Consider the following 20,339-nt stretch of genomic DNA (forward strand, 5'->3'; position numbering starts at 1 on the left):
TCTGCCTGGGAATTAAATATGGGGGTGATAGGCAAACAGCGCCGGTGCGCCGCCCGTATGGATAAACAGGATTGGCCCGTTATCTTTAAAGCGATTCTGTTCAATACCATCCAGTAACCCGGCCATCGCTTTGCCGGTATAAACCGGATCGAGCAAAATGCCTTCCAGACGGGCAAGCAATTTGACCGCTTCCACTCCTTCATCATTCGGCGTGCCGTAGCCTGGCGCGAAGTAATCATCCCACAACAGAATATCGGCATTGGCCTGCAATTCGAGTTCTCGCGCAATCGCCTGTTGCAGCGTCACCACTTTCGGTTTCTGATCCGCAACGCTACGCGAAACCGTCACGCCAATCAGCTCCACCTCCGGCATCAGTTGCTCAAGCCCGACCGCCAGCCCGGCGTGCGTACCGGCACTGCCGGAAGCCACCACCACCGACGAAAGGGCCACCGCACCTTCGCATTGCCGGGCGATTTCCAGCGCACTTTCCACATACCCCATTGCGCCCAGCGCGTTTGAGCCACCAACCGGGATCACATAAGGGCGAAAACCCTGTGCTTCAACACGCGTCGCCAGTTCCTCCAGTTGCGCAGTGGGATCCGTCAACGCATCGCACATTTCGATCTGCGCATTAAACAGATCCAGCAGCAAGCGGTTGCCATTGGTGAGGTAGTTTTCTGCTGTGGTACCAATCGGGTTTTCTAATAGCGCAACGCAGTGCAGACCTAATTTGGCCGCCACGGCCGCCGTCTGACGAACATGATTGGACTGAATCGCCCCGGCGGTAATCAGCGTATCAGCGCCCTCGCGCAGCGCATCCGCTGCCAGAAACTCGAGTTTGCGCAGCTTATTGCCGCCCATCGCCACCGGCGTGACATCATCGCGTTTAATAAAAATTTCGCGTCCCAGGTAATCGGAAAGCCGCGGCAAATATTCCAGCGGCGTGGGCGCACCAATCAACTCGAGGCGCGGAAAGCGGGTCACATTGTGCAAGGGCATAAAACCTCCGAAGACCGGGTAACGTTAGCAACTGCTTTTTATTATGCACACTAAAAGCGATCAAATAAAAAAGGCGCTTGATTAAGCGCCTTTTTTTAGCGGGCAACGATTACTTCGTCACATCCGCGCCAAACCATTTTTCCGACAGCGTTTTCATGGTGCCGTCTTTTTGCATTTCGGCAATGGCTGCGTCGATAGCTTTCAGCAAATCGTCATTACCTTTACGCAGCGCAACGCCGGATTCCTGACGTGAAAACGCATCCCCCGCTACCGCCAGCGTATCTTTGGTTTTCTTCACCAGATCCAGCGCGGCCAGACGATCGACCAGGATGGCGTCAATACGGCCAACGCGCAGATCCTGATATTTTGTCGGGTCATCATCATAGGTGCGAATATCAACTCCCTGCACGTTCTTACGCAGCCACTCTTCATAGTTAGTGCCGAGACCCACGCCCACTTTCTTGCCTTTCAGGTCCGCAGCGGATTTGATGCCCGCTTCGTTCCCTTTTTTCACCAGCGCCTGGATACCAGAAACGGTATAGGGCGTGGAGAAATCATACTTTTTCTTGCGCTCATCGGAGATGGTGACCTGGTTAATCACCACGTCGATGCGTTTAGAATCCAGCGATGCCAGCATGCCGTCCCATTTGGTGGGTTTCAGGGATGCTTTTACGCCAAGATGCTGCGCCAACGCTTCGGCGAACTCTACTTCAAAACCAGTAAGCTTGCCGTCGTCGCCCTGGAAACTAAACGGCGGATACGTGCCTTCCAGACCCACCAACAGCGTGCCACGCTCTTTGACTTTATTGAGCAGGTTTTCCGCCGCGAATGTTTTCACGCTCATACCTGCTACCAGCGCGACGGCCATCACACCCATCAGCGCCTGACGTCCCAAAAGTGCTAGTTTCATAGTTACCCCGATAAAGAAATTGGCTGTAGTGTAAGGTGCCTGACGCTAAGTACAAGCACAACTCGGCTACATCTTATTCCTTTTTAATATAAATCAGATGTTGCACCTACAGCGATTTTTTGCACGGAGGCAAAACGCATCTGGGTTTTAAACTGCGCATATTTGCGCAAGGCAATCCGATAATTATTGGTGCTGGTCGCAGGTAACCACGGTTCCAGATTTTCGTCGAGGAAACCTTCTTCAAGCAGCTGTCGGGAAATATTAAGTTCAGTGAGATGGTTGCCGAGGCGGCGCAAACGCACGACATACTCGCGCACCGTACCGTGGCTCATTTCGGTTTGTTCGAAGAGATATTGTTTAAAACCGATGATATCGAAGAAATCGCTCTGCTCTTTGCAGTGCAGATCGCCGCAAAAACGACAGAGTGCGACCCACTCTTTTTGCTCTTGTTGCCAGGCCGCTTCATCCAACAGCATATCCAGACGCGAAATCGCGATTTTATTCACGATTTCGCCCCGGCGTACCAGCGTGATGCGATCAAGCAGCTTGTGGCAGTGTGCGCAATGCGTCTGGCTGTGTTTAAAGTCTTTAAGGTAGCGGCTTAGAGGCCGTCTTTTAGGTTGCTGCACCGTCATGATAACTCCTGGTTGTCAATGCGTTGTACGGCATTTACCAGGAGTGATGCAGAATCACCGACCTATAACTTACCCAGCTTGGTACGTAAGCGCTTAATGGCCTGGCTATGGAGCTGGCTGACTCGCGACTCCCCGACTTCCAGAACGGCGCCAATCTCTTTCAGATTGAGTTCTTCCTGGTAGTACAGTGTCAGGACAAGTTGTTCACGTTCCGGCAGCGATTCAATCGCTTCCATGACCCGGTGACGTAAATTACTTTCCATTAACTGGAATAACGGGTTTTCCTGTTGATGATCGTCAGTGACCAGCTCGATACTGTCGCCATGCTCTTCCCGCCATTCATCATAGGAGAAAAGCTGGCTGTTATTGGTATCGAGCAGCATCTGACGGTATTCCTCTACAGGAATTCCAAGACGCTGCGACACTTCTGTTTCCGTCGCGTTACGTCCCAGTTCTTGCTCAAGTTGCCCCATTGCCTGCGCCACTTCGCGGGCATTACGCCGAACGCTGCGCGGCACCCAATCGCGGCTGCGCAATTCGTCCAGCATCGCCCCACGAATACGCTGTACTGCGTAAGTGGTAAATGCCGTTCCTTGCAGAGCGTCATATCGGTCTACTGCATTCAGTAAACCGATACCGCCCGCCTGTAGCAGGTCGTCCAGTTCCACACTCGCCGGCAAACGCACCTGCAGGCGCAATGCTTCGTGACGCACAAGAGGTACATAACGCTGCCACAGCGAGTGTTTATCCATTACACCTTCAGCGGTATAGAGTGAATTCACGATAAACAGCCCTGCGTTAATTGAGTTATCGGCACGATTATCCGATTCTGGAGTGGTTTTAATCGGATGAATAGTGGGTGAAATGGGGGTTATTTGACTTTATTGAACCGTTCTCCCGGCCGGTAATGCATATAACACCAGCTCAAAAGCCAGCGCCGGATGATGCCCGCGCAAATAAAAACGATAATTATCCGACAGTTCACGAATGTATTGCGGGATCGTCAGCAAATCTTCCGGCTTGTGATACAAGCTAATAGTCAGAACAGGCAAAGATGCACGAATGGTATGTTGCGCACCTTTTAGCGCTTCCAGTTCCGCCCCCTCAATATCCATTTTAATAAATGTAGCGTAATTCGTGCCTTCAAGAGCATTATCAATGCTGACCACATCAATGGACGTGTTACCTTCCCCTTCGCTTAAACGAGACGAGGTATCCATTCCGGAATCAAAGCGTAATGTGGTATTTTCCGACCAGACACCTTTATTGATGGCTTTCAGTTCAACATCGCCAATATCAGCGCGTTGTAATAAAGAGAAGTTTTTCTCTTCTGGTTCAAAAGCGAGGATTTTTGCGGGTTTCTTCACGCCCTGCTTCTGCGCAGCTTTCAGGAATGCAACCACGCTGTCACCATCGTAAGCACCGCAATCGACATACACTTCGTTATCCTGCAAACGCACCAGGTCTTCTGCAAGATAGTGGTTAGGATCGAAATATTTACCGTAGTACAAGCTGCGCGCGCAAATACGTTGATTAATAAACGCCACCAGCGTTTCTTTTGAGCGCTCATCGCCTAAAGAGTTATAAAACTCAGTCAAAGCAGCCTCATTTTCCTGACAAAATTCGGCGGTATAAAGCGTATCGGTATTCACGCCAATAAAAGAGTGATCGAAGATCAATATGCTTTCAGCATTGTTTGCGAGCATCGCTTCTAATTCAGCGCTCACATACTGGATAGCCAGAATGTAATTATAGGTGCCTTCTTGTCGGGCCAGTTGGTCTAAATTGATGATATCGTAACCGTAAAAGGTTGAACCTTCGGTAAAATATTTCTCATTGACCGCCACATAATCAACCTTCACATTCTGGCTGGTCAAAAATTCCCATGTTTTTTGCCCTAAATAACCGGCACCGCATAATACCAACGGACGACCATTGTTCTGCATTTCGTCGATCGTATCGAGAAAATGGTTTCTGGACTCGCTAATTTTTTCAAGAATAGACATATCTACCTCAGAGACTCATTCAGTACACAATAAGTGGCTATCACAGTATGATTTTTTGTTGCGCTAATGCGCTTTTGTTGGCGCTTTCAAGGAAAGCTAATCCTTTTAAAGCCACCTGCGAGCCAATAGCATAACCATTCGCTTCGCCGCGTAATGCTGCTGCGATATCACAGTAATAGTTCGCAAAGGCTTCAATAAACCCGGCGGGATGGCCAGCTTTAAAGCGGCAGTACCGCTCCTGGTTCGCCACCGTGTTGTCACTCGCCGTGCGGTCAATAATGCTAACGTTGCCGTGAATATCCGCGATACGTAAATACTCGGGCTCCATTTGCAGCCATTCCGCGCTGCCTTCTGTGCCGTACACCCTGATCCGCAAACCGTTGCGATAACCCAGCGCCGCCTTGCCATACCAGTAGTTGCACACCACATCATCGCTATAACGAGAGACGATATTCACCGTGTCCACAACGCCCGGCACACGGGCAAAGGTACTGTTAACGGCATAGACATCCAGCGCATGTTTCTCGGTGAGGAATTCCACCAGTTGATGGACATGTACGCCAAGATCCAGCGATACCGTCGGGATCGCGTTATCCGTGCGCCGCCAGGTTTGCGGCAACGCGATGCTACCGTCGCTGCGACAGCGGCTGAAACCCTCTTGCGGCATCTCAACCATCACGTGCTGAATCCGGCCCAGCGCGCCGCTTTGCAAACGCTGGCGTAATTCGCGCACCATCGGATAACCGGTATAGTTGAACGTCACGTAGAGCTGGCTATTCACCTCGTCAACGCGCTGCTGAATGTCTTCAGCATCCTTGACGCTCGCCACTAACGCTTTTTCGCAAATGATCGGCAGCGGATATTCCAGACACGCCATCAGAATTTCGCGGTGCGCGGGCGTAGGCGTTAGCACCACCACCGCATCCAGATGCGCATGCTCTTTCTCAAGCAGTGTCAACGCATCCTGGTAAATCTTGCTCTCATCAAGCCCCCAGGCCATGCCGGTTTGCCGATTCAGGGCGTCATCCCGGCTGAAACAGCCGGCGGATAACTGGAAATGTCCATCCATCTGGCTGGCGATTTTATGGGTCATACCGATGGCGGAATTAAGGCCGCCGCCGATAAATGCCAGGGATAAGGGCTTAGCCATAATCCGGTCCTTACGTCGTTTTAAAGGAAAAATAGTTTTTAAGCTGCGGCGTCAGACGCGCCAGTTCAGCAACATCATCAAATTCGGCGAATACCAACCCTGCCCTGTCACGCGGCGCGGGCTCCAGCCGATCGCCTGGCAATTTCAGCGGAATAGTTTCGATAATGCGTGCTGCCAGCGGCGCAAAAAGGTAGCCGGTAAAATGGGTATCGACATCGCTGGAAATAGTGTGCCGCGCTATAGCGCGAAGATGCGCAGGTCGCCGCGCTGAAAACGCCGTGGCGTGCTGGCAACCCAGGAACGGGGCAACAAACTCGCTGGAGTAATCAACACCGGTTGAAAGCTCAATCAAACGGGAATAGAGATCGCCCGGGCAGCGCCGGGTAAGTTCGATAAGCCAGAAATCATCGTCATTGGCTATAAACTGGGTGTGCAGCAAACCGTCGACCAGTTGAAGCTGGCGCACCAGGGTTTGCATACATTCGCTAACGCGATCTCGCATGCTTTCCGTCAGGGAAAGACTCAAGCTGCTACTGTTGACCTGCCAGGGGTAGACGGTGCAGAACTCATCGACGAAAAATTCGCAGACAATCTCCCCGCCACGGATAAACGCAGAGTGGCTGTACAGCGCGCCCTGGCAAAAGGTTTCAATCACGCACTCGCCGTTTTGCGAAGCGCTACGGGCTTTTGCCACCGCATCGTCAAGTTCTGCGGCCTGCTGCACCAGCGTAATCCCGATGCCGCTATAAGCATCAATCGGTTTTACCAGCAACGGAAACGGGAGATGGCGCGCATCTTCAGCACGTCTTACCGCACGCGGTATTGGATAGCCCTGTTGCTCTGCCCAGGCGCGGAAGCGATCTTTAAGAAAAAGCGTGTCGCTGACATCCGGCGAGTCAAAGCCAGGCAAGCCCAGTTCGGCGGCAACGCGGCTCCCCGTCAGGTACGAGACATCGGTCACGCCAGGCGTAATGGCCGCAATATTGTGTTCGCGGGCAATCGCTAACACCGCATCGCGGTCGGCATAATTCTGGGCTTTGGCAATATCCGCCGATTTCATTCCCGCATCGTGCGGCTTACCGCTACACACCAGCGTGGTAAAGCCCGCCGTTTTGATCGCCCGTTGTAAAGGCAACGAGGCAAATCCCGCATCGAGGATCATCGCAGTGCGCATAGCCGTCATGCACCCTCCAGCGAAATCACCGCCGCACCGGGTGTCACGGTTGCGGCGACACCGCGAATGATGTCAGTGATACGCTGTTGATCTTCGCGCGCCAGCCCCGGATAAATCGGTAAGCACAGCACTTTGTCAGCGATAGCATTTGCGCACGGCAAATTCTCTTTCTGCGAGGAAGCAAACCCGCGATACATACTGAAAGAGCTAATCAGCGGGTAGAAATAGCGACGCGTTAAAATGCCGGCATTTTTCAGCACGTCATAAAGCGAATCGCGATCGATGCCGAACTCCGGTTCAATCAAAACCGGGAAGTAAGCATGGTTCCAGGTCACATCAGCAGGCACATCCAGCAGACGAACGCCGTCGATCCCCTGCAATAATTCCACATAATGCTGGTAAAGCGCCTGGCGATCGGCCAGTGCCTGATCGATATGTTTAAGCTGTAGCAAGCCAAATGCCGCTTCAACTTCGTTCATTTTGGCATTGATACCAGGCGCAACAACGCGCGTTTCCCCGGCAAAACCGAAGTTTTTCAAATAATCGATACGCTGCTTGGTCCGCGCATCGTGGCAAATAATCGCGCCGCCTTCGAAGGTGTTAAACACTTTCGTTGCGTGGAAACTCAGCACCGACAAATCCCCGTGATTCAAAATACTGACGCCATTTTTCTTCACGCCAAACGCGTGCGCCGCGTCATAAATCACTTTCAGGCCGTAGATATCCGCGACCTGCTGGATTTTGTCCACATCGCAGGGAATGCCGTAGCAGTGAACCGGCATAATCGCCGTGGTCTGCGGGGTGATCAGCTCTTCGACACGCTCAGGATTGATATTGTAAGTTTGCGGATCGATGTCGGCGAAAACCGGCGTCAGGCCATTCCATAACAGGGTATGGGAGGTGGCAACAAAGGAGTACGGCGTGGTAATGACCTCGCCGGTAACGCGGAGCGCCTGCAGTGCGGTGAGCAGCGCCAGCGTGCCGTTTGCGAACAGGCAGACATGTTTCACGCCAAGGTAACTTGCCAGCGCCTCTTCAAGTTCCTGATGAAAAACACCGCCATTAGTAAGGATCCGGTTGTTCCAGATCTTCTCAAGGTAAGGAATAAACTCTTCCAGCGGTGGCAAAAGAGGGCTGGTAACAAAGATATTATTGTCCATAGACAAACCTGCGCGCGTAGGAATTATCTGTTCATCATAACGACGCGCCTGGCGAGCTATCGGTGAAACAGGGGGCATTTTGTTATGCTTTTCCCCCCGGTGCTAAAGGTAAACTGGCCGGGTCTGCGCAGGCGGCGGAAAAATGGCAGGGCTTACGTAATCCCCTGTCAGCAAAAAACCCGGTAATGCCGCACTACCGGGTTTCATTGCCGCAAAATGACCTATTGTTTCAGCATGGCGAGCAGCGCTTGTTGGCGCGGTTCATCAAAGAGATAGCGATCTGTTAGCAAGTTGTTGATTTGCTCTTGATTCTCGCAGAGCGGATTGCCTTTGGTGGCGAAATCGTCGATGGCCTGCGTCCACAGCGCCATTTTAGGTTTCAGTTTCGTCGCGAAGTCATACTCGCTGAAACAAGGGAAATCACTGCAAATAACGGTGATATTTCGTGCGGCGTACTGCAACACGGCATAACTATCCGCAAACCGATGCTCATGGTTATTATCGCGGAACAAAATCACCGCATCCGGGCTCAGCGCATCCAGCGTCTCCACCGAGACAGGATTAGCATGGTATCTGAAGGTGCCCTTCACCAGCGGGTACCAGCTGGCTGGACACTCGCCAAAAATATACCAGTCAACAATGTGATGCGTTTTTTCTATCAGCTGAAAGATAAAGTCCCGCTCTTTCCCGGTGAGAGAAAAAACAGGGCATAACACGCGCCGCGGAGCATTCACCGCAACGGCTTTACCCTGTGAAAACCATTCCTCCGGGAGGTAATCAGGGATTCGCAAAACGTCCAGCCCTTTGCCGCGCCCCCATTTTTCCAGCGCGGGATTTAATACCAGCCAGCGATCAAACGGCAGAGATTGGCTATTCTGGCGTGCAATCAGCGGCTCGGCATTTTCATCGAAAAGACAATGCACAACCTGCCCCGTCATCGCGCGAAACTGCGTAACGGTGCTGATATCACGTTCACTAAACTGAGCATCCAAAATGGTGATGGCGGGACGCGTTCTGAGTAACGCGGGTAGCGCAGGCAACGCATCGTTGATAACAAGCGCGATCTCGCCGGCTTCTTCCATCATGCGGAAATAATGCGTTAAGCGTTTTGTATAAATGGTCTGCGAACGCAAAACCAGCAATACCACCGGCGTGTGCGCCGGGCTTGCACAACAGCGGTTTTGTATAACGCTGGCGTCCAGCGTAAAGAGTGGCGAACTCAGCGACAAAAAGTTGCTATACGCGGGATCGCCTGCAAATACCTCGCTGAAGTCTTCCATCAGCGCGGTCATTTGCGGTAGCAGTGATTGTCGGTACTCACTCTGCATAAAGTGATAATTGTCCGAGGCAATGATGCTGTACGGCGTCCAGACAGAGACGTAACCCATTTTTTGCACAGCCAGACAAAACGCCGCCGAACTCACTTCAAGCGACGTGTATTTTTCATCCAGCCCGCCTGCCTGCGTGAAACACTCTTTTTTGACAAGCAAACACAGGCTATTGAGCACGGAGTAATTTTGTTCACACTGATAGCGAGCCTGATAACCGAAAGATTGCCAGTCTTCTCCAGCGCCGACATTCGCGATGCCATTATCCGCGCCAACAATCATCCCTGCGCTGATGAGCTTTTTATCAAAGCTAATGATTTTCGGCCCGCTACACGCCACTTCCGGGCGCACCATCGGATTGAGTAAGGTGTTTAACCAGCTTTTTAAGACGAAAACCGATCTTACGTCTAATAACAATAAAGACGCGCCCGCCGCGTGTGACGCAGCAATATTTACCGCCTGCACCTCACTGCAGTTATTCAGCTCAAGCACCTGAACCTTGCCGGGTAATAGTTTTTCAACTTCCCGCGCGGTCTGCAAAACAATCGGGTCGGTGGTGTTTATCACGGGGATAATAATGTCGTAATCATGCCAGTCGGTGTTATCCACCAGCGACGCGATACAGCGCGTCATTAAATTAGCATCATGATTATGGGTTAAGACAACACTCACCCGCCCCGTATTATTCAGTGGATAATGGATCCGCCACGCGACACCGTCGCAATACTCCACATGATCTACCGGCAAATTACGCTGCGCGGCGAAAGTCCCGACAATGCCGCCCTCAGTCTCAATGCTTGCCGGAGTGAGCATTTTCTCGTCAACAATATTGACGATATCCGCATAATGACCAATGGCGGCGGTATCATAACGGGCAATCAATTTTGTGATGAGATCGAATTCAAAAGCCAGCCCGGCGTGAGGGTCCCAGCCACCGCATTCCAGCCATGCCGATGCGCGAAAGAAAACCCGTTGCAAATAACGGGATGGCGCACTGACAAAGAGATCAAGATTAAATTCTGGCTTGAAAAAATGCGTCACCGAATTCGCATGCTTCACGGCTTCATCAGCATAAATAGCCTGGGCAGCGGAGCGCTCTTGCAGTGTTCGGGCTAAACGATACACGCTGTCATGCCTGTAGGTCACACCGGCAGGAACCACCTGTAACCAGTCGACAGAAGTGGTCTGAACCAGGCTGGCAAAATTGTGCTGGTAATGCTGAAAATCGACAACCGAGAGGGTGTTATCCGTTGCGTCGTGATGCGCGCCATCCTGCACGAGAAGAATGCGGGCATTCGGCAAATTGCCTAATTGTCCACGTAAAGAATCCACGGTGATATTAACAGCGGCGCTGTCGCCGTGCGGATTGAGAATAACGAACAGCAACGCCAGTGAAGAGCGCGTATCACTGCGTTTTTCCGCCACGCTATTTTCAAGCCAACCCTGAAACGTATTGCGGTAATGTTGTTGTGCTTTTTCTTGCGCTTTACGTTGTGTTTTTTCTATGAAGTCCCTGAATTGCACCAGCGATCGTTCGCGTCTCAGTAATAATTGCTCGCGCGACTTATACAGGTTTTCGCGTGCGTGTTCGATAGCTTCCGGGGTATTCATCAGCGTATAACCTGCATTACCGTTTTCGCGTATCGTTTTTTCACTTAATGCATAGCTTTCGTAACCTGGCGCGATTAACCCAACAACCGGACAACCACACAAATTCGCCAGCAGACAGGTCCCGGAAGATTCATAGGTATATAACACGCGCCCGCGCTTGAGAACTTTTGCCAGTTCTTCGAGCGGCAGCGGGTTTTGCATACTCAGTACCGTCAGATTTTTCGGCAGTTTGTCATATTCAATAACGCTGGCGGGTAAGCGGTTAATATAGAGTAAGTCCAGATCCTTATGAGGATAATCATCCTGGAACAGCTCGAGGTCGTAATTCTCAATATTTAACAGCGCCGGTTGAAACTCTTTTTCGGCGAATTCGTCGCGATACCAGAAAAACAGATCGTCAGGCGAAAAATCGAGGCGATTGCCATTCATCACCCCTTCTCTGTTGAGCATATAGCGCATTACCACCGGCGCGCGCAGCGGGTTGCCGCTCGTCACTTCCGGGTAAACCGCAATCCACGGCTCACCTGAGTTCTGTAATTGCGTATAATCGTCTTCCGTAAGACGCGGTGTATTCCATTTTGGGTTAACCGTCCCGCCCACAATCCACGCTTTTCCGCCTGAATTATTGATTGTCTGGCAAAAATAGTGCAGCACTTGTATCCCGGCCGACGCCTCCGAGTAATCGGGTGCCACAATCAGATAGGGGTACTGAGCGAGGTTATTCATCGATATTCCTTGAACGTTTGCCAGGCCCGCCGGCCTGGCAGAGAAAATTATGCTTTTGGTAACCAGCCCTGCTGCCAGTCATCCAGGCCTGCGCCGCGCAAATACCAGTTATTCAGCACCGCTTCACGCAGCGCATCGCCCTGCCGGTGACGTAAATCGGCATCGTTGATATAGGCCTGAACCGCGTTCATCCAGTCTTTGAAGCGGTTTTCCACCAGCGTCACCGGCAGATCGCAACGGTAAGGCACGATGTCGGTGGCAATGATCGGTACACCGCAGGTGCCGATCTCCAGCAGACGCAGGTTGCTCTTACATTCGTTGAACTGATTAATTTCCAGCGGCACTAATGCCAGGTCGAGATTGAGGCTGGCCAGTTTTTCCGGGTACATTTCAAACGGCACACCAGGGTGGAATTCACAGCGGACATTGCGTGGTTTCATGCCCATAAAGACCCATTCCACCTTCCCTTCCAGCGCTTTAATCAGCGGCAATAAGATCTCCAGATCACCGGTATGAGAACTGCCGCCAGCCCAGCCAACGCGCACTTTTTTGCCCGTGCCACGCTCGCTCAACAGATGTTTCCACTGGTTCGGCGCAAGACGGTTTTGCGCGATGCGGATGTCGCTATGGAAACGGCTGTAGGCGTCCGCCAGCGGCGCGGTGGAAACCACCAGCCAGTCGGCGCTGTCGACGACTTTGCGAAAATTCTTCACCATTTGCTGTGGGAAGTGCTGACGAGAACCATTTTTAATCGGCACATTAAGCAGGTAGTCATCATACTCCAGCACGATTTTGGCATTACTGGTGCTGCGTAACTGCTGAATAATCTGCGGAAAACGGCTGCCGGTAATCAGCTCCAGCAAAATCACATCCGGCTGCTGCGCGGCAGCTTCCATCACACCTGGAATGGTGTTGGTCAGGCCGCCTTCAATCATTAAATGACGTTCCAGCGCTTTGAAGGGTTGCATCACCCGGTGGTGTCCACCGCCGACCCAGTTAACATGGTGCGCCAGCACCACCGGCAGCGGCCGACCCGGCAACGGCTGATGCAGGCGCGCCAGGCTCGCGCTGAGCGTAAACACCTGCCCTGCTTTTTGCATTAACGGATGGTATGACGGTTCTGCCAGCAGCCCTTGCCGCCATTCATTACGCAGCGTGGCAAAATCCGTCAGTAACGGGCGCTCCTGCACATGGAACTTATCGCCCAGTAAGCGGGTGGCACCGCCCATATGTTTCACGCGGGCGTACGGTGTCCAGACATTGAGATAACCTTGCTGCTGCGCGCGTAACCCAAGATCGACATCGGCAAAATAGAGCGGATAGGTTTCCTGGTTAAAACCGTTGAGGGCGAAAAAGACCTCTTTGCGCACCATCATGCAGGAAGCGCTTACCGCCGCCAGATTGCGCGGCGTTTTCAGATAGTGCTGGAAACCGTTGCTTTCGCCGTCGGCACCGTCGAACGCCACCTCAACACCATGCTGCACGCCGAGCAAAAAGCCGCCGTGCTGAATACGACCATCCTGATACTCCAGACGCGCGCCAACCAGCCCCACTTCCGGGCGTAGCGTCTGCTCCAGCAAGGCATCAAGCCAGCCGCCATCAATAATTTCACAATCATTATTGAGAAAAACCAGCACCTCACCGCGCGCCTGTTGCGCCGCAGCGTTGTTGATTTCAGCAAAATTAAACGGCGCGTCGTAGCGCAAAATACGTACCTGATCGATACCCAGCGCCGCCAGATCATTGAGAAAACGGCAGGCATCCTCTTCCACCGACTGGTTATCAACAATTAACAGCTCATAGTGCTGATAACGCGTTTTCTCCATCAAACTTTCAATACAGCGTTTGAGCAGGGCAACGCGATCGCGGGTTGGAATAATGATCGACACCAGCGGCTTTGCGTCCCAGTGGTAGCGCAGGCGTTTGATGTTCGCCGCTAACCCCTCTTCCAGCGAGGCCTGAATGCCAAGCCGTTGCAGGTGCGCCAGTAAAATCTGTTCGCATTCGGCCACCACCGCCGGATTTTCGCTCCAGCACGACGCCGCTTCCGGGCTCTCTACCAGCACTTCGGCAACGCGGCCCAGCGCCGGTGTTCCCTGCCCTTCAACAAAGCGCCACAGCAAGTCGATCATTGCCGCCTGCGGATAGTGGCTGTTCAGGCCACCGAGCTGGCGGGCAATATCACGCGAAAAAAGCAGAACGCGCCCGACATACGGCACGCCGCGCAGCAGGTCAATATTGACATCAGGACGCAGCGTCAGGAGTGGTTCGCCGTTTTCCGCGCGCGTCATTTCATCGCAATAAAACAGCCATGCATTTTGCTGCTGCATCCGTTGTTCGGCAAAGCGCAACAACGCATCATCCCGCAGTGTAAAACCGGCGGGGATCAGTAACAGCGCATCGGCATCTCGCGTGCTCAGCAGCGCATTTACTGCCGCAGGCCAGGCGTTATCGTCGGCAATGACATCAATGCTGGCGGCAGCCAGCGACTGGCTTTCTACAGAACTTCTGGTCTGCGCGCTGCGGTCGTTATCGCCAAGGATAACCACGCCGATACTGGCTTTGTCAGGGTTTGCGCCAGCGAAAGAGAGCAGCGCTTCGCGTCGCGCATCGCTAATCTGGCGATCTTCGAGCCAGCGGCTGAAGGAGTACTCGCTGGTCTGCTGCTGCGCCAGCACCGCTTTACTGTGGAAGTCCAGCGTATAGCGTGCTTTGTTATCCAGCTGGCGGGATTTTTCCACCAACGGCAGCGAAAAAATTGCCTCCAGCGCGGTATCCAGCGTCCATTTACTGACAAAAGTCGCACGCTGCGCCAGCGCCCACTCGCGTGCACTGGCATAACCGCTTTGCAGCAGTTCCACCCATTCATTGGCGTCCGGGCAGTTGTGCAGCGTCACCGCGCAGAAATGATCGGCTTCATGACGCGCCAGGTTATCGGCATTCAGATAACCTTCAACGTAACCTTCGTTAACCAGGAACAGCGGGATCCCAAGCGTCAGCGCCTTCGCCACGCTTTCGTCATTACCGATGATCACGTCATACTGTTCCAGCCAGGCCGGTTCGAGGCGTTGTACCTGCTGGCTAAGATCGAACCACTCGATCTGGATCCCTGCCTCCCTCGCCTGCTGCTGAACTTCATACATTTCCGCCGACATTTTGCCCGCCATATAAAGTACGCGGGACAAGGTTTGCGCGTCGCGCGTGCGGGTAAATGCGCCAAAGCTGGCCGGTACTGACCACGGCAGATGTTTGAGCTGCGCGCTCTCCACACCAGTTTGTAGCAAGATGGCCGAAGTGCGGGCGGAGAGATCCAGCGTCAGTGCGGCAAACTGGTTTTCCAGCGCTACGCCCCACGGCAAGTAGAGATCGTTGTAATCGCTGAAATGGCGGAAAATCATCGCGCCGTCGAGTTTCCCGGCTTCGATGGCATCAAGTAACTTTTCGCTAAAGAAGCCGCGATAGATCCAGATGGCGTTGTAATAGGTTTCCAGCGCCCCCTGCTTTTCGGTGATGACAGTAAAACGCCCTGTCGCGCTCAGGCGTGCGATTTCACTCGCTAACTTCTGCCCGGCGGTTGAGCTAATGACATCCACACGCCAGCCTTTGGCCAGCAAGGCGTCCGCAATATCGATAAGTTCAGAGGTATGGGGGGTAAACGCGTCAAATTGATCAACGCTGATTAGTATGCTTTGCATCTGTCATCCTCATATCACCGCGCAAACCACCGGGGTGATAGCAAAAGGCGTTCCTGTCGTTATGCAATATTCTGGAGGACGAAAGAAAGATCGAGAGGCAAAACAGCTAACAGAAAAGGCGTTATATCTGGCGATTGCAGATAAAAAAAGGCATCCGAAGATGCCTTTTTTAAGCGGTTGCGAATTAACGCAGCAGGGACAGCATGGTCTGCGGAACCTGGTTGGCCTGGGCCAGCACGGAAGAACCAGCCTGCTGCAGGATCTGCGCGCGGGACATGTTCGACACTTCAGTCGCGTAGTCAGAATCCTGAATACGGCTGCGTGCGGAAGACAGGTTGTTCACGGTGTTGTTCAGGTTAGTGATGGTGGATTCGAAACGGTTCTGGGACGCACCCAGCAGGCTGCGCTGAGAGTCAACCGCTTTGATTGCCGCATCGATATCTGCCAGCGGGTTACCATCGGTGGTGCCGCCGCTGTTCACTGTACCGCTCAGAACGTCAAAGCCTTCAGCAGCGGTAGAACGTGCAGTACCGTTGATGGTCTGGCCGGTGGTCTGGGACGTTGCGCCAGAAGCGTTGAACAGGTTGTAAGAATCAGAAGAAGTCAGGCTGATGGAGATCTGCTCACCGTCTTTCGCGCCAACCTGGAAGTTGTAGCTGCTGGTGCCGGAACCGGTGTTCAGCACTTTGATGCCGTTGAAGTCGGTCTGGGTGGTAACACGGTTCACTTCTTCCATACGCTGGTTAACTTCAGCCTGGATGGAGTCGATGTCAGAGGCAGAGTTAGAGCTGTTCTGCGCCTGAACGGTCAGGTCACGGATGCGCTGCAGGTTGTTGTTGATTTCGCCCAGCGCGCCTTCAGCGGTCTGTGCCAGAGAGATACCGTCGTTCGCGTTACGTGCAGCAACGGTCAGACCGTTGATGTTGGAAGTAAAACGGTTAGCAATTGCCTGGCCAGCCGCATCATCTTTTGCACTGTTGATACGCAGACCGGAAGAGAGACGCTCGATCGAGGTGCCCAGAGAAGACTGAGATTTAGTCAGGTTGTTCTGGGTCATCAGCGACAGGGTGTTAGTATTAATAACAGCCATGATAATTATCCTTCAGTGAGAAATTTATATTCCGGTATGGGCCAGCGGCTTCATCACCGTCATAATTGTTATCGACGACCTTGTAGAACTCTTTAGTAATTTTTCTATTTTTTGAGCAATTTTCGTCGAAAATATGCGCAAATCACAAAATAAAAAAGCGCCGACAAGCGGCGCTTTCTGATACTGCATAATTTGCGATTAACGCAGCAGGGACAGCATGGTCTGCGGAACCTGGTTGGCCTGGGCCAGCACGGAAGAACCAGCCTGCTGCAGGATCTGCGCGCGGGACATGTTCGACACTTCAGTTGCGTAGTCAGAATCCTGAATACGGCTGCGTGCGGAAGACAGGTTGTTCACGGTGTTGTTCAGGTTAGTGATGGTGGATTCGAAACGGTTCTGGGACGCACCCAGCAGGCTGCGCTGAGAGTCAACCGCTTTGATTGCCGCATCGATATCCGCCAGCGGGTTACCATCGGTGGCGCCGCCGCTGCTTACCGTACCGCTCAGAACGTCGAAGCCTTCAGCAGCAGTAGAACGCGCAGTACCGTTGATGGTCTGGCCGGAAGTCTGGGACGTTGCACCGGTAGCGTTGTACAGGTTGTAAGAGTTGGAAGAGCTCAGGCTGATGGAGATAGTTTCGCCGTCTTTCGCGCCAACCTGGAAGTTGTAGCTGCTGGAGCCAGAACCGGTGTTCAGCACTTTGATGCCGTTGAAGTCGGTCTGGGTGGTAACACGGTTCACTTCTTCCATACGCTGGTTAACTTCAGCCTGGATGGAGTCGATGTCAGAGGCAGAGTTGGAGCTGTTCTGCGCCTGAACGGTCAGGTCACGGATACGCTGCAGGTTGTTGTTGATTTCGCCCAGCGCGCCTTCAGCGGTCTGTGCCAGAGAGATACCGTCGTTCGCGTTACGTGCAGCAACGGTCAGACCGTTGATGTTAGAAGTAAAACGGTTAGCAATTGCCTGGCCTGCAGCGTCGTCTTTAGCGCTGTTGATACGCAGACCGGAAGAGAGGCGCTCGATCGAGGTGCCCAGAGAAGACTGAGATTTAGTCAGGTTATTCTGGGTCATCAGCGACAGGGTGTTAGTATTAATAACAGCCATGATTATTATCCTTCATTGAGTAATTTATATTCCGGTATGCGCCAGCGGCTTCATCACCGTCATAATTGTTATCGACGGGGTTAACGAACTCTTTAGGGATTTTTTTATTTTTATTCGGCTTATTTTTCAAAGAAATAAAAAAGCGCCGACAAGCGGCGCTTTCTGATACGACGTAATTTGCGATTAACGCAGCAGGGACAGCATGGTCTGCGGAACCTGGTTGGCCTGGGCCAGTACGGAAGAACCAGCCTGCTGCAGGATCTGCGCGCGGGACATGTTCGACACTTCAGTCGCGTAGTCAGAATCCTGAATACGGCTGCGTGCGGACGACAGGTTGTTCACGGTGTTGTTCAGGTTAGTGATGGTGGATTCGAAACGGTTCTGGGACGCACCCAGCAGGCTGCGCTGAGTGTCAACCGCTTTGATTGCCGCATCGATATCTGCCAGCGGGTTACCGTTGGTGGTACCGCCGCTGTTCACTGTACCGCTCAGAACGTCGAAGCCTTCAGCAGCGGTAGAACGTGCAGTACCGTTGATGGTCTGGCCGGAAGTCTGGGACGTTGCACCGGTAGCGTTGTACAGGTTGTAAGAATCAGAAGAGGTCAGGCTGATGGAGATCTGCTCGCCATCTTTCGCGCCAACCTGGAAGTTGTAGCTGCTGGTGCCGGAACCGGTGTTCAGCACTTTGATGCCGTTGAAGTCGGTCTGGGTGGTAACACGGTTCACTTCTTCCATACGCTGGTTAACTTCAGCCTGGATGGAGTCGATGTCAGAGGCAGAGTTGGAGCTGTTCTGTGCCTGAACGGTGAGGTCACGGATACGCTGCAGGTTGTTGTTGATTTCGCTCAGCGCGCCTTCAGCGGTCTGCGCCAGAGAGATACCGTCGTTCGCGTTACGTGCAGCAACGGTCAGGCCGTTGATGTTGGAAGTAAAGCGGTTAGCAATTGCCTGGCCAGCAGCGTCATCTTTAGCGCTGTTGATACGCAGACCAGAAGACAGGCGCTCAATAGACGTACCCAGAGAAGACTGAGATTTAGTCAGGTTGTTCTGAGTCATCAGAGACAGGGTGTTAGTATTAATAACAGCCATGATGTAATTCCTTAAAAAAAGTTATCAGATTCAGGCATCTGCCTACGGTTTTCTCACCGTCCCCCTGATTATCGACCGCCTCTTAGCAACCTTTAGAAAAAAAGATCATTTTTTTAAAGCCGCAAACTGCCCGCTATTCTTTATCTTTATTCCGCCATTGTTTTAAAAAAAACCCTCTAATCTTTTCGCAGTCGCTGCCGATAATCCCCACAGTGATTGTCTAAAACTGAAGGATAAAGAAATGGCAACTATTAGTTCTATCGGAGCAGGCACCAGCTTAAGTTCGTCGCTCAGTACGCTGTATAGCCAGCTGCAGACGGCCGAAGAGACCAGGCTGACGCCAATTACCACTCAGCAGACATCGTATAAAGCAAAACTCACTGCCTGGGGCATCGTTCAGACGTCGCTGACCAAGCTGCAAACAGCGGCCAATGCGCTGAAAGATACTTCCAAAATTGCATCGGCCAAAGTTTCCAGCACTAACACGGCGTTTACCGCCTCCCTGGCGACCAGTGCAACGGCGGGATCATATTCTATTGAAGTGACGTCGCTGGCAGCAGCGCAGTCGCTGCTCAGCCCGAAAGCGGCAAGTAAAGATACGGATTTAGGTGATAGCAGCCTGAGCTCGCGTACCATTACGATCACCCAACCGGGTCAAAAAGATCCGCTGACCGTTACGCTGGCAAGCGATAAGACCAGCCTGGCGGATATCCGTGATGCGATCAACGCGAAAGCAGGAAGTGTGACCGCAAGTATCATTAAAGCCGATGACAGCAGCTACTATCTGGCGCTGACCTCGCGCGATAGCGGTACCACCAACCAGATGACGATCACCACTAATGATACCGAGTTAGCCAAGTACGTTAGTTATGATTCAAGCAATGCCGGCAGCGCCAGCAATACCATGACGCAGCAGGTTGCCGCTGCTGACGCCAACCTGAAGATCAACGGCGTGGCGATCACGCGTAGCAGTAACACCATCACCGATGCGCCGGAAGGCGTAACGCTGACGCTGAACAAGACCAATATCGGCAGCCCGGAAACGCTGGCGGTAACCAAAGATAATGCGCCAATGACTGCGGCGGTGCAGGCGTTTGTTGATGCTTATAACTCCCTGCAAACCACCATTGCCAACCAGACAAAATACACGAAAGTGGATCAGGGCAGTACGTCTCAGGACAACTCTAACGGCGATCTGCTGGGTGACGGTACGCTGCGTAACATTCAGACGCGTCTGCGCTCGCTGCTCTCCTCTTCTCAGAGCAATACCGGCAGCTACAATATCCTGTCGCAGCTGGGTATTACCCAGGATGTCTCCGGCAAATTGACCGTTGACAGCACCAAGCTCGACAAAGCGCTGACGGAAAAATCAACTGACGTGATCTCTTTCCTGACCGGTGATGGCAAAACCACAGGTTTTGCGACGCAGGCCAGCAATCTGCTGGACGATTTCCTCGGTACTGACGGCACCGTGCAGAATGCAACCGATGGGATTAACAAGACGCTGAAAAAGCTGTCTGAGCAGTATGACCGGGTTAACGACCAGATCACCGCAACCATGGCTCGTTATAAAGCGCAATTTACAAGTTTAAGTACGCTGGTATCGTCACTGGAATCAACCGGTAACTATTTGACCCAGCAATTTAACAAGACCAATTAATA

The 20,339-nt window shown here is 52.6% G+C and carries 14 protein-coding genes; 1 reads left to right on the forward strand and 13 read right to left on the reverse strand.

The window, feature by feature from the left end; all coding sequences use genetic code 11:
* Positions 1-12: 12 nt before the first annotated feature.
* The 13 genes from dcyD to H650_RS04645 all read right to left on the reverse strand — a co-directional run bounded on the left by dcyD (position 13) and on the right by H650_RS04645 (position 18,677).
* Positions 13-999, reverse strand: coding sequence for a D-cysteine desulfhydrase (dcyD, locus tag H650_RS04585; RefSeq protein WP_020454173.1), 987 nt, complete (start codon positions 997-999; stop codon positions 13-15).
* Between the two features lie 109 nt (positions 1,000-1,108).
* The gene (gene tcyJ, locus H650_RS04590) at positions 1,109-1,909 is read right to left on the reverse strand and encodes a cystine ABC transporter substrate-binding protein (protein ID WP_017458346.1); all 801 of its coding nucleotides are present in this window, start codon (positions 1,907-1,909) and stop codon (positions 1,109-1,111) included.
* Positions 1,910-1,992: 83 nt separating this feature from the next.
* Positions 1,993-2,544: a flagella biosynthesis regulatory protein FliZ gene (fliZ, locus tag H650_RS04595; RefSeq protein WP_017458347.1), complete on the reverse strand. Its 552-nt coding sequence runs from the start codon at positions 2,542-2,544 to the stop codon at positions 1,993-1,995.
* A gap of 62 nt (positions 2,545-2,606) precedes the next feature.
* Positions 2,607-3,326 (reverse strand): RNA polymerase sigma factor FliA, encoded by a 720-nt coding sequence (locus tag H650_RS04600; protein WP_007371523.1) that lies wholly within the window; start codon positions 3,324-3,326, stop codon positions 2,607-2,609.
* Between the two features lie 99 nt (positions 3,327-3,425).
* The gene (locus tag H650_RS04605; RefSeq protein WP_020454176.1) at positions 3,426-4,550 is read right to left on the reverse strand and encodes an FkbM family methyltransferase; all 1,125 of its coding nucleotides are present in this window, start codon (positions 4,548-4,550) and stop codon (positions 3,426-3,428) included.
* Between the two features lie 40 nt (positions 4,551-4,590).
* Complete coding sequence (locus H650_RS04610; protein ID WP_020454177.1) at positions 4,591-5,700, reverse strand: Gfo/Idh/MocA family protein; 1,110 nt, start codon at positions 5,698-5,700, stop codon at positions 4,591-4,593.
* 10 nt (positions 5,701-5,710) lie between these two features.
* Entirely contained in the window at positions 5,711-6,883 is a 1,173-nt protein-coding gene (locus H650_RS04615; RefSeq protein WP_020454178.1) for an ATP-grasp domain-containing protein, read from the reverse strand.
* Positions 6,880-8,034, reverse strand: coding sequence for a DegT/DnrJ/EryC1/StrS family aminotransferase (locus H650_RS04620; protein WP_020454179.1), 1,155 nt, complete (start codon positions 8,032-8,034; stop codon positions 6,880-6,882). The genes H650_RS04615 and H650_RS04620 overlap by 4 nt, the downstream gene beginning before the upstream one ends.
* A gap of 221 nt (positions 8,035-8,255) precedes the next feature.
* Positions 8,256-11,699, reverse strand: a complete 3,444-nt coding sequence (locus H650_RS04625) for a glycosyltransferase family protein (RefSeq protein ID WP_020454180.1) — start codon at positions 11,697-11,699, stop codon at positions 8,256-8,258.
* 47 nt (positions 11,700-11,746) lie between these two features.
* On the reverse strand, positions 11,747-15,394 hold the full coding sequence (locus H650_RS04630; protein ID WP_020454181.1) for a glycosyltransferase: 3,648 nt from the start codon (positions 15,392-15,394) through the stop codon (positions 11,747-11,749).
* A gap of 184 nt (positions 15,395-15,578) precedes the next feature.
* Positions 15,579-16,484, reverse strand: a complete 906-nt coding sequence (locus H650_RS04635; RefSeq protein ID WP_020454182.1) for a flagellin N-terminal helical domain-containing protein — start codon at positions 16,482-16,484, stop codon at positions 15,579-15,581.
* A gap of 198 nt (positions 16,485-16,682) precedes the next feature.
* Complete coding sequence (locus H650_RS04640) at positions 16,683-17,588, reverse strand: flagellin N-terminal helical domain-containing protein (protein ID WP_020454183.1); 906 nt, start codon at positions 17,586-17,588, stop codon at positions 16,683-16,685.
* Positions 17,589-17,771: 183 nt separating this feature from the next.
* Complete coding sequence (locus H650_RS04645; RefSeq protein WP_017458356.1) at positions 17,772-18,677, reverse strand: flagellin N-terminal helical domain-containing protein; 906 nt, start codon at positions 18,675-18,677, stop codon at positions 17,772-17,774.
* Positions 18,678-18,918: 241 nt separating this feature from the next.
* On the opposite strand from H650_RS04645, the gene fliD reads away from it, so the two are divergent.
* Entirely contained in the window at positions 18,919-20,337 is a 1,419-nt protein-coding gene (gene fliD / locus H650_RS04650) for a flagellar filament capping protein FliD (RefSeq protein WP_020454184.1), read from the forward strand.
* Positions 20,338-20,339: the final 2 nt, after the last annotated feature.

This window comes from Enterobacter sp. R4-368, assembly GCF_000410515.1.
GTDB lineage: Bacteria > Pseudomonadota > Gammaproteobacteria > Enterobacterales > Enterobacteriaceae > Kosakonia.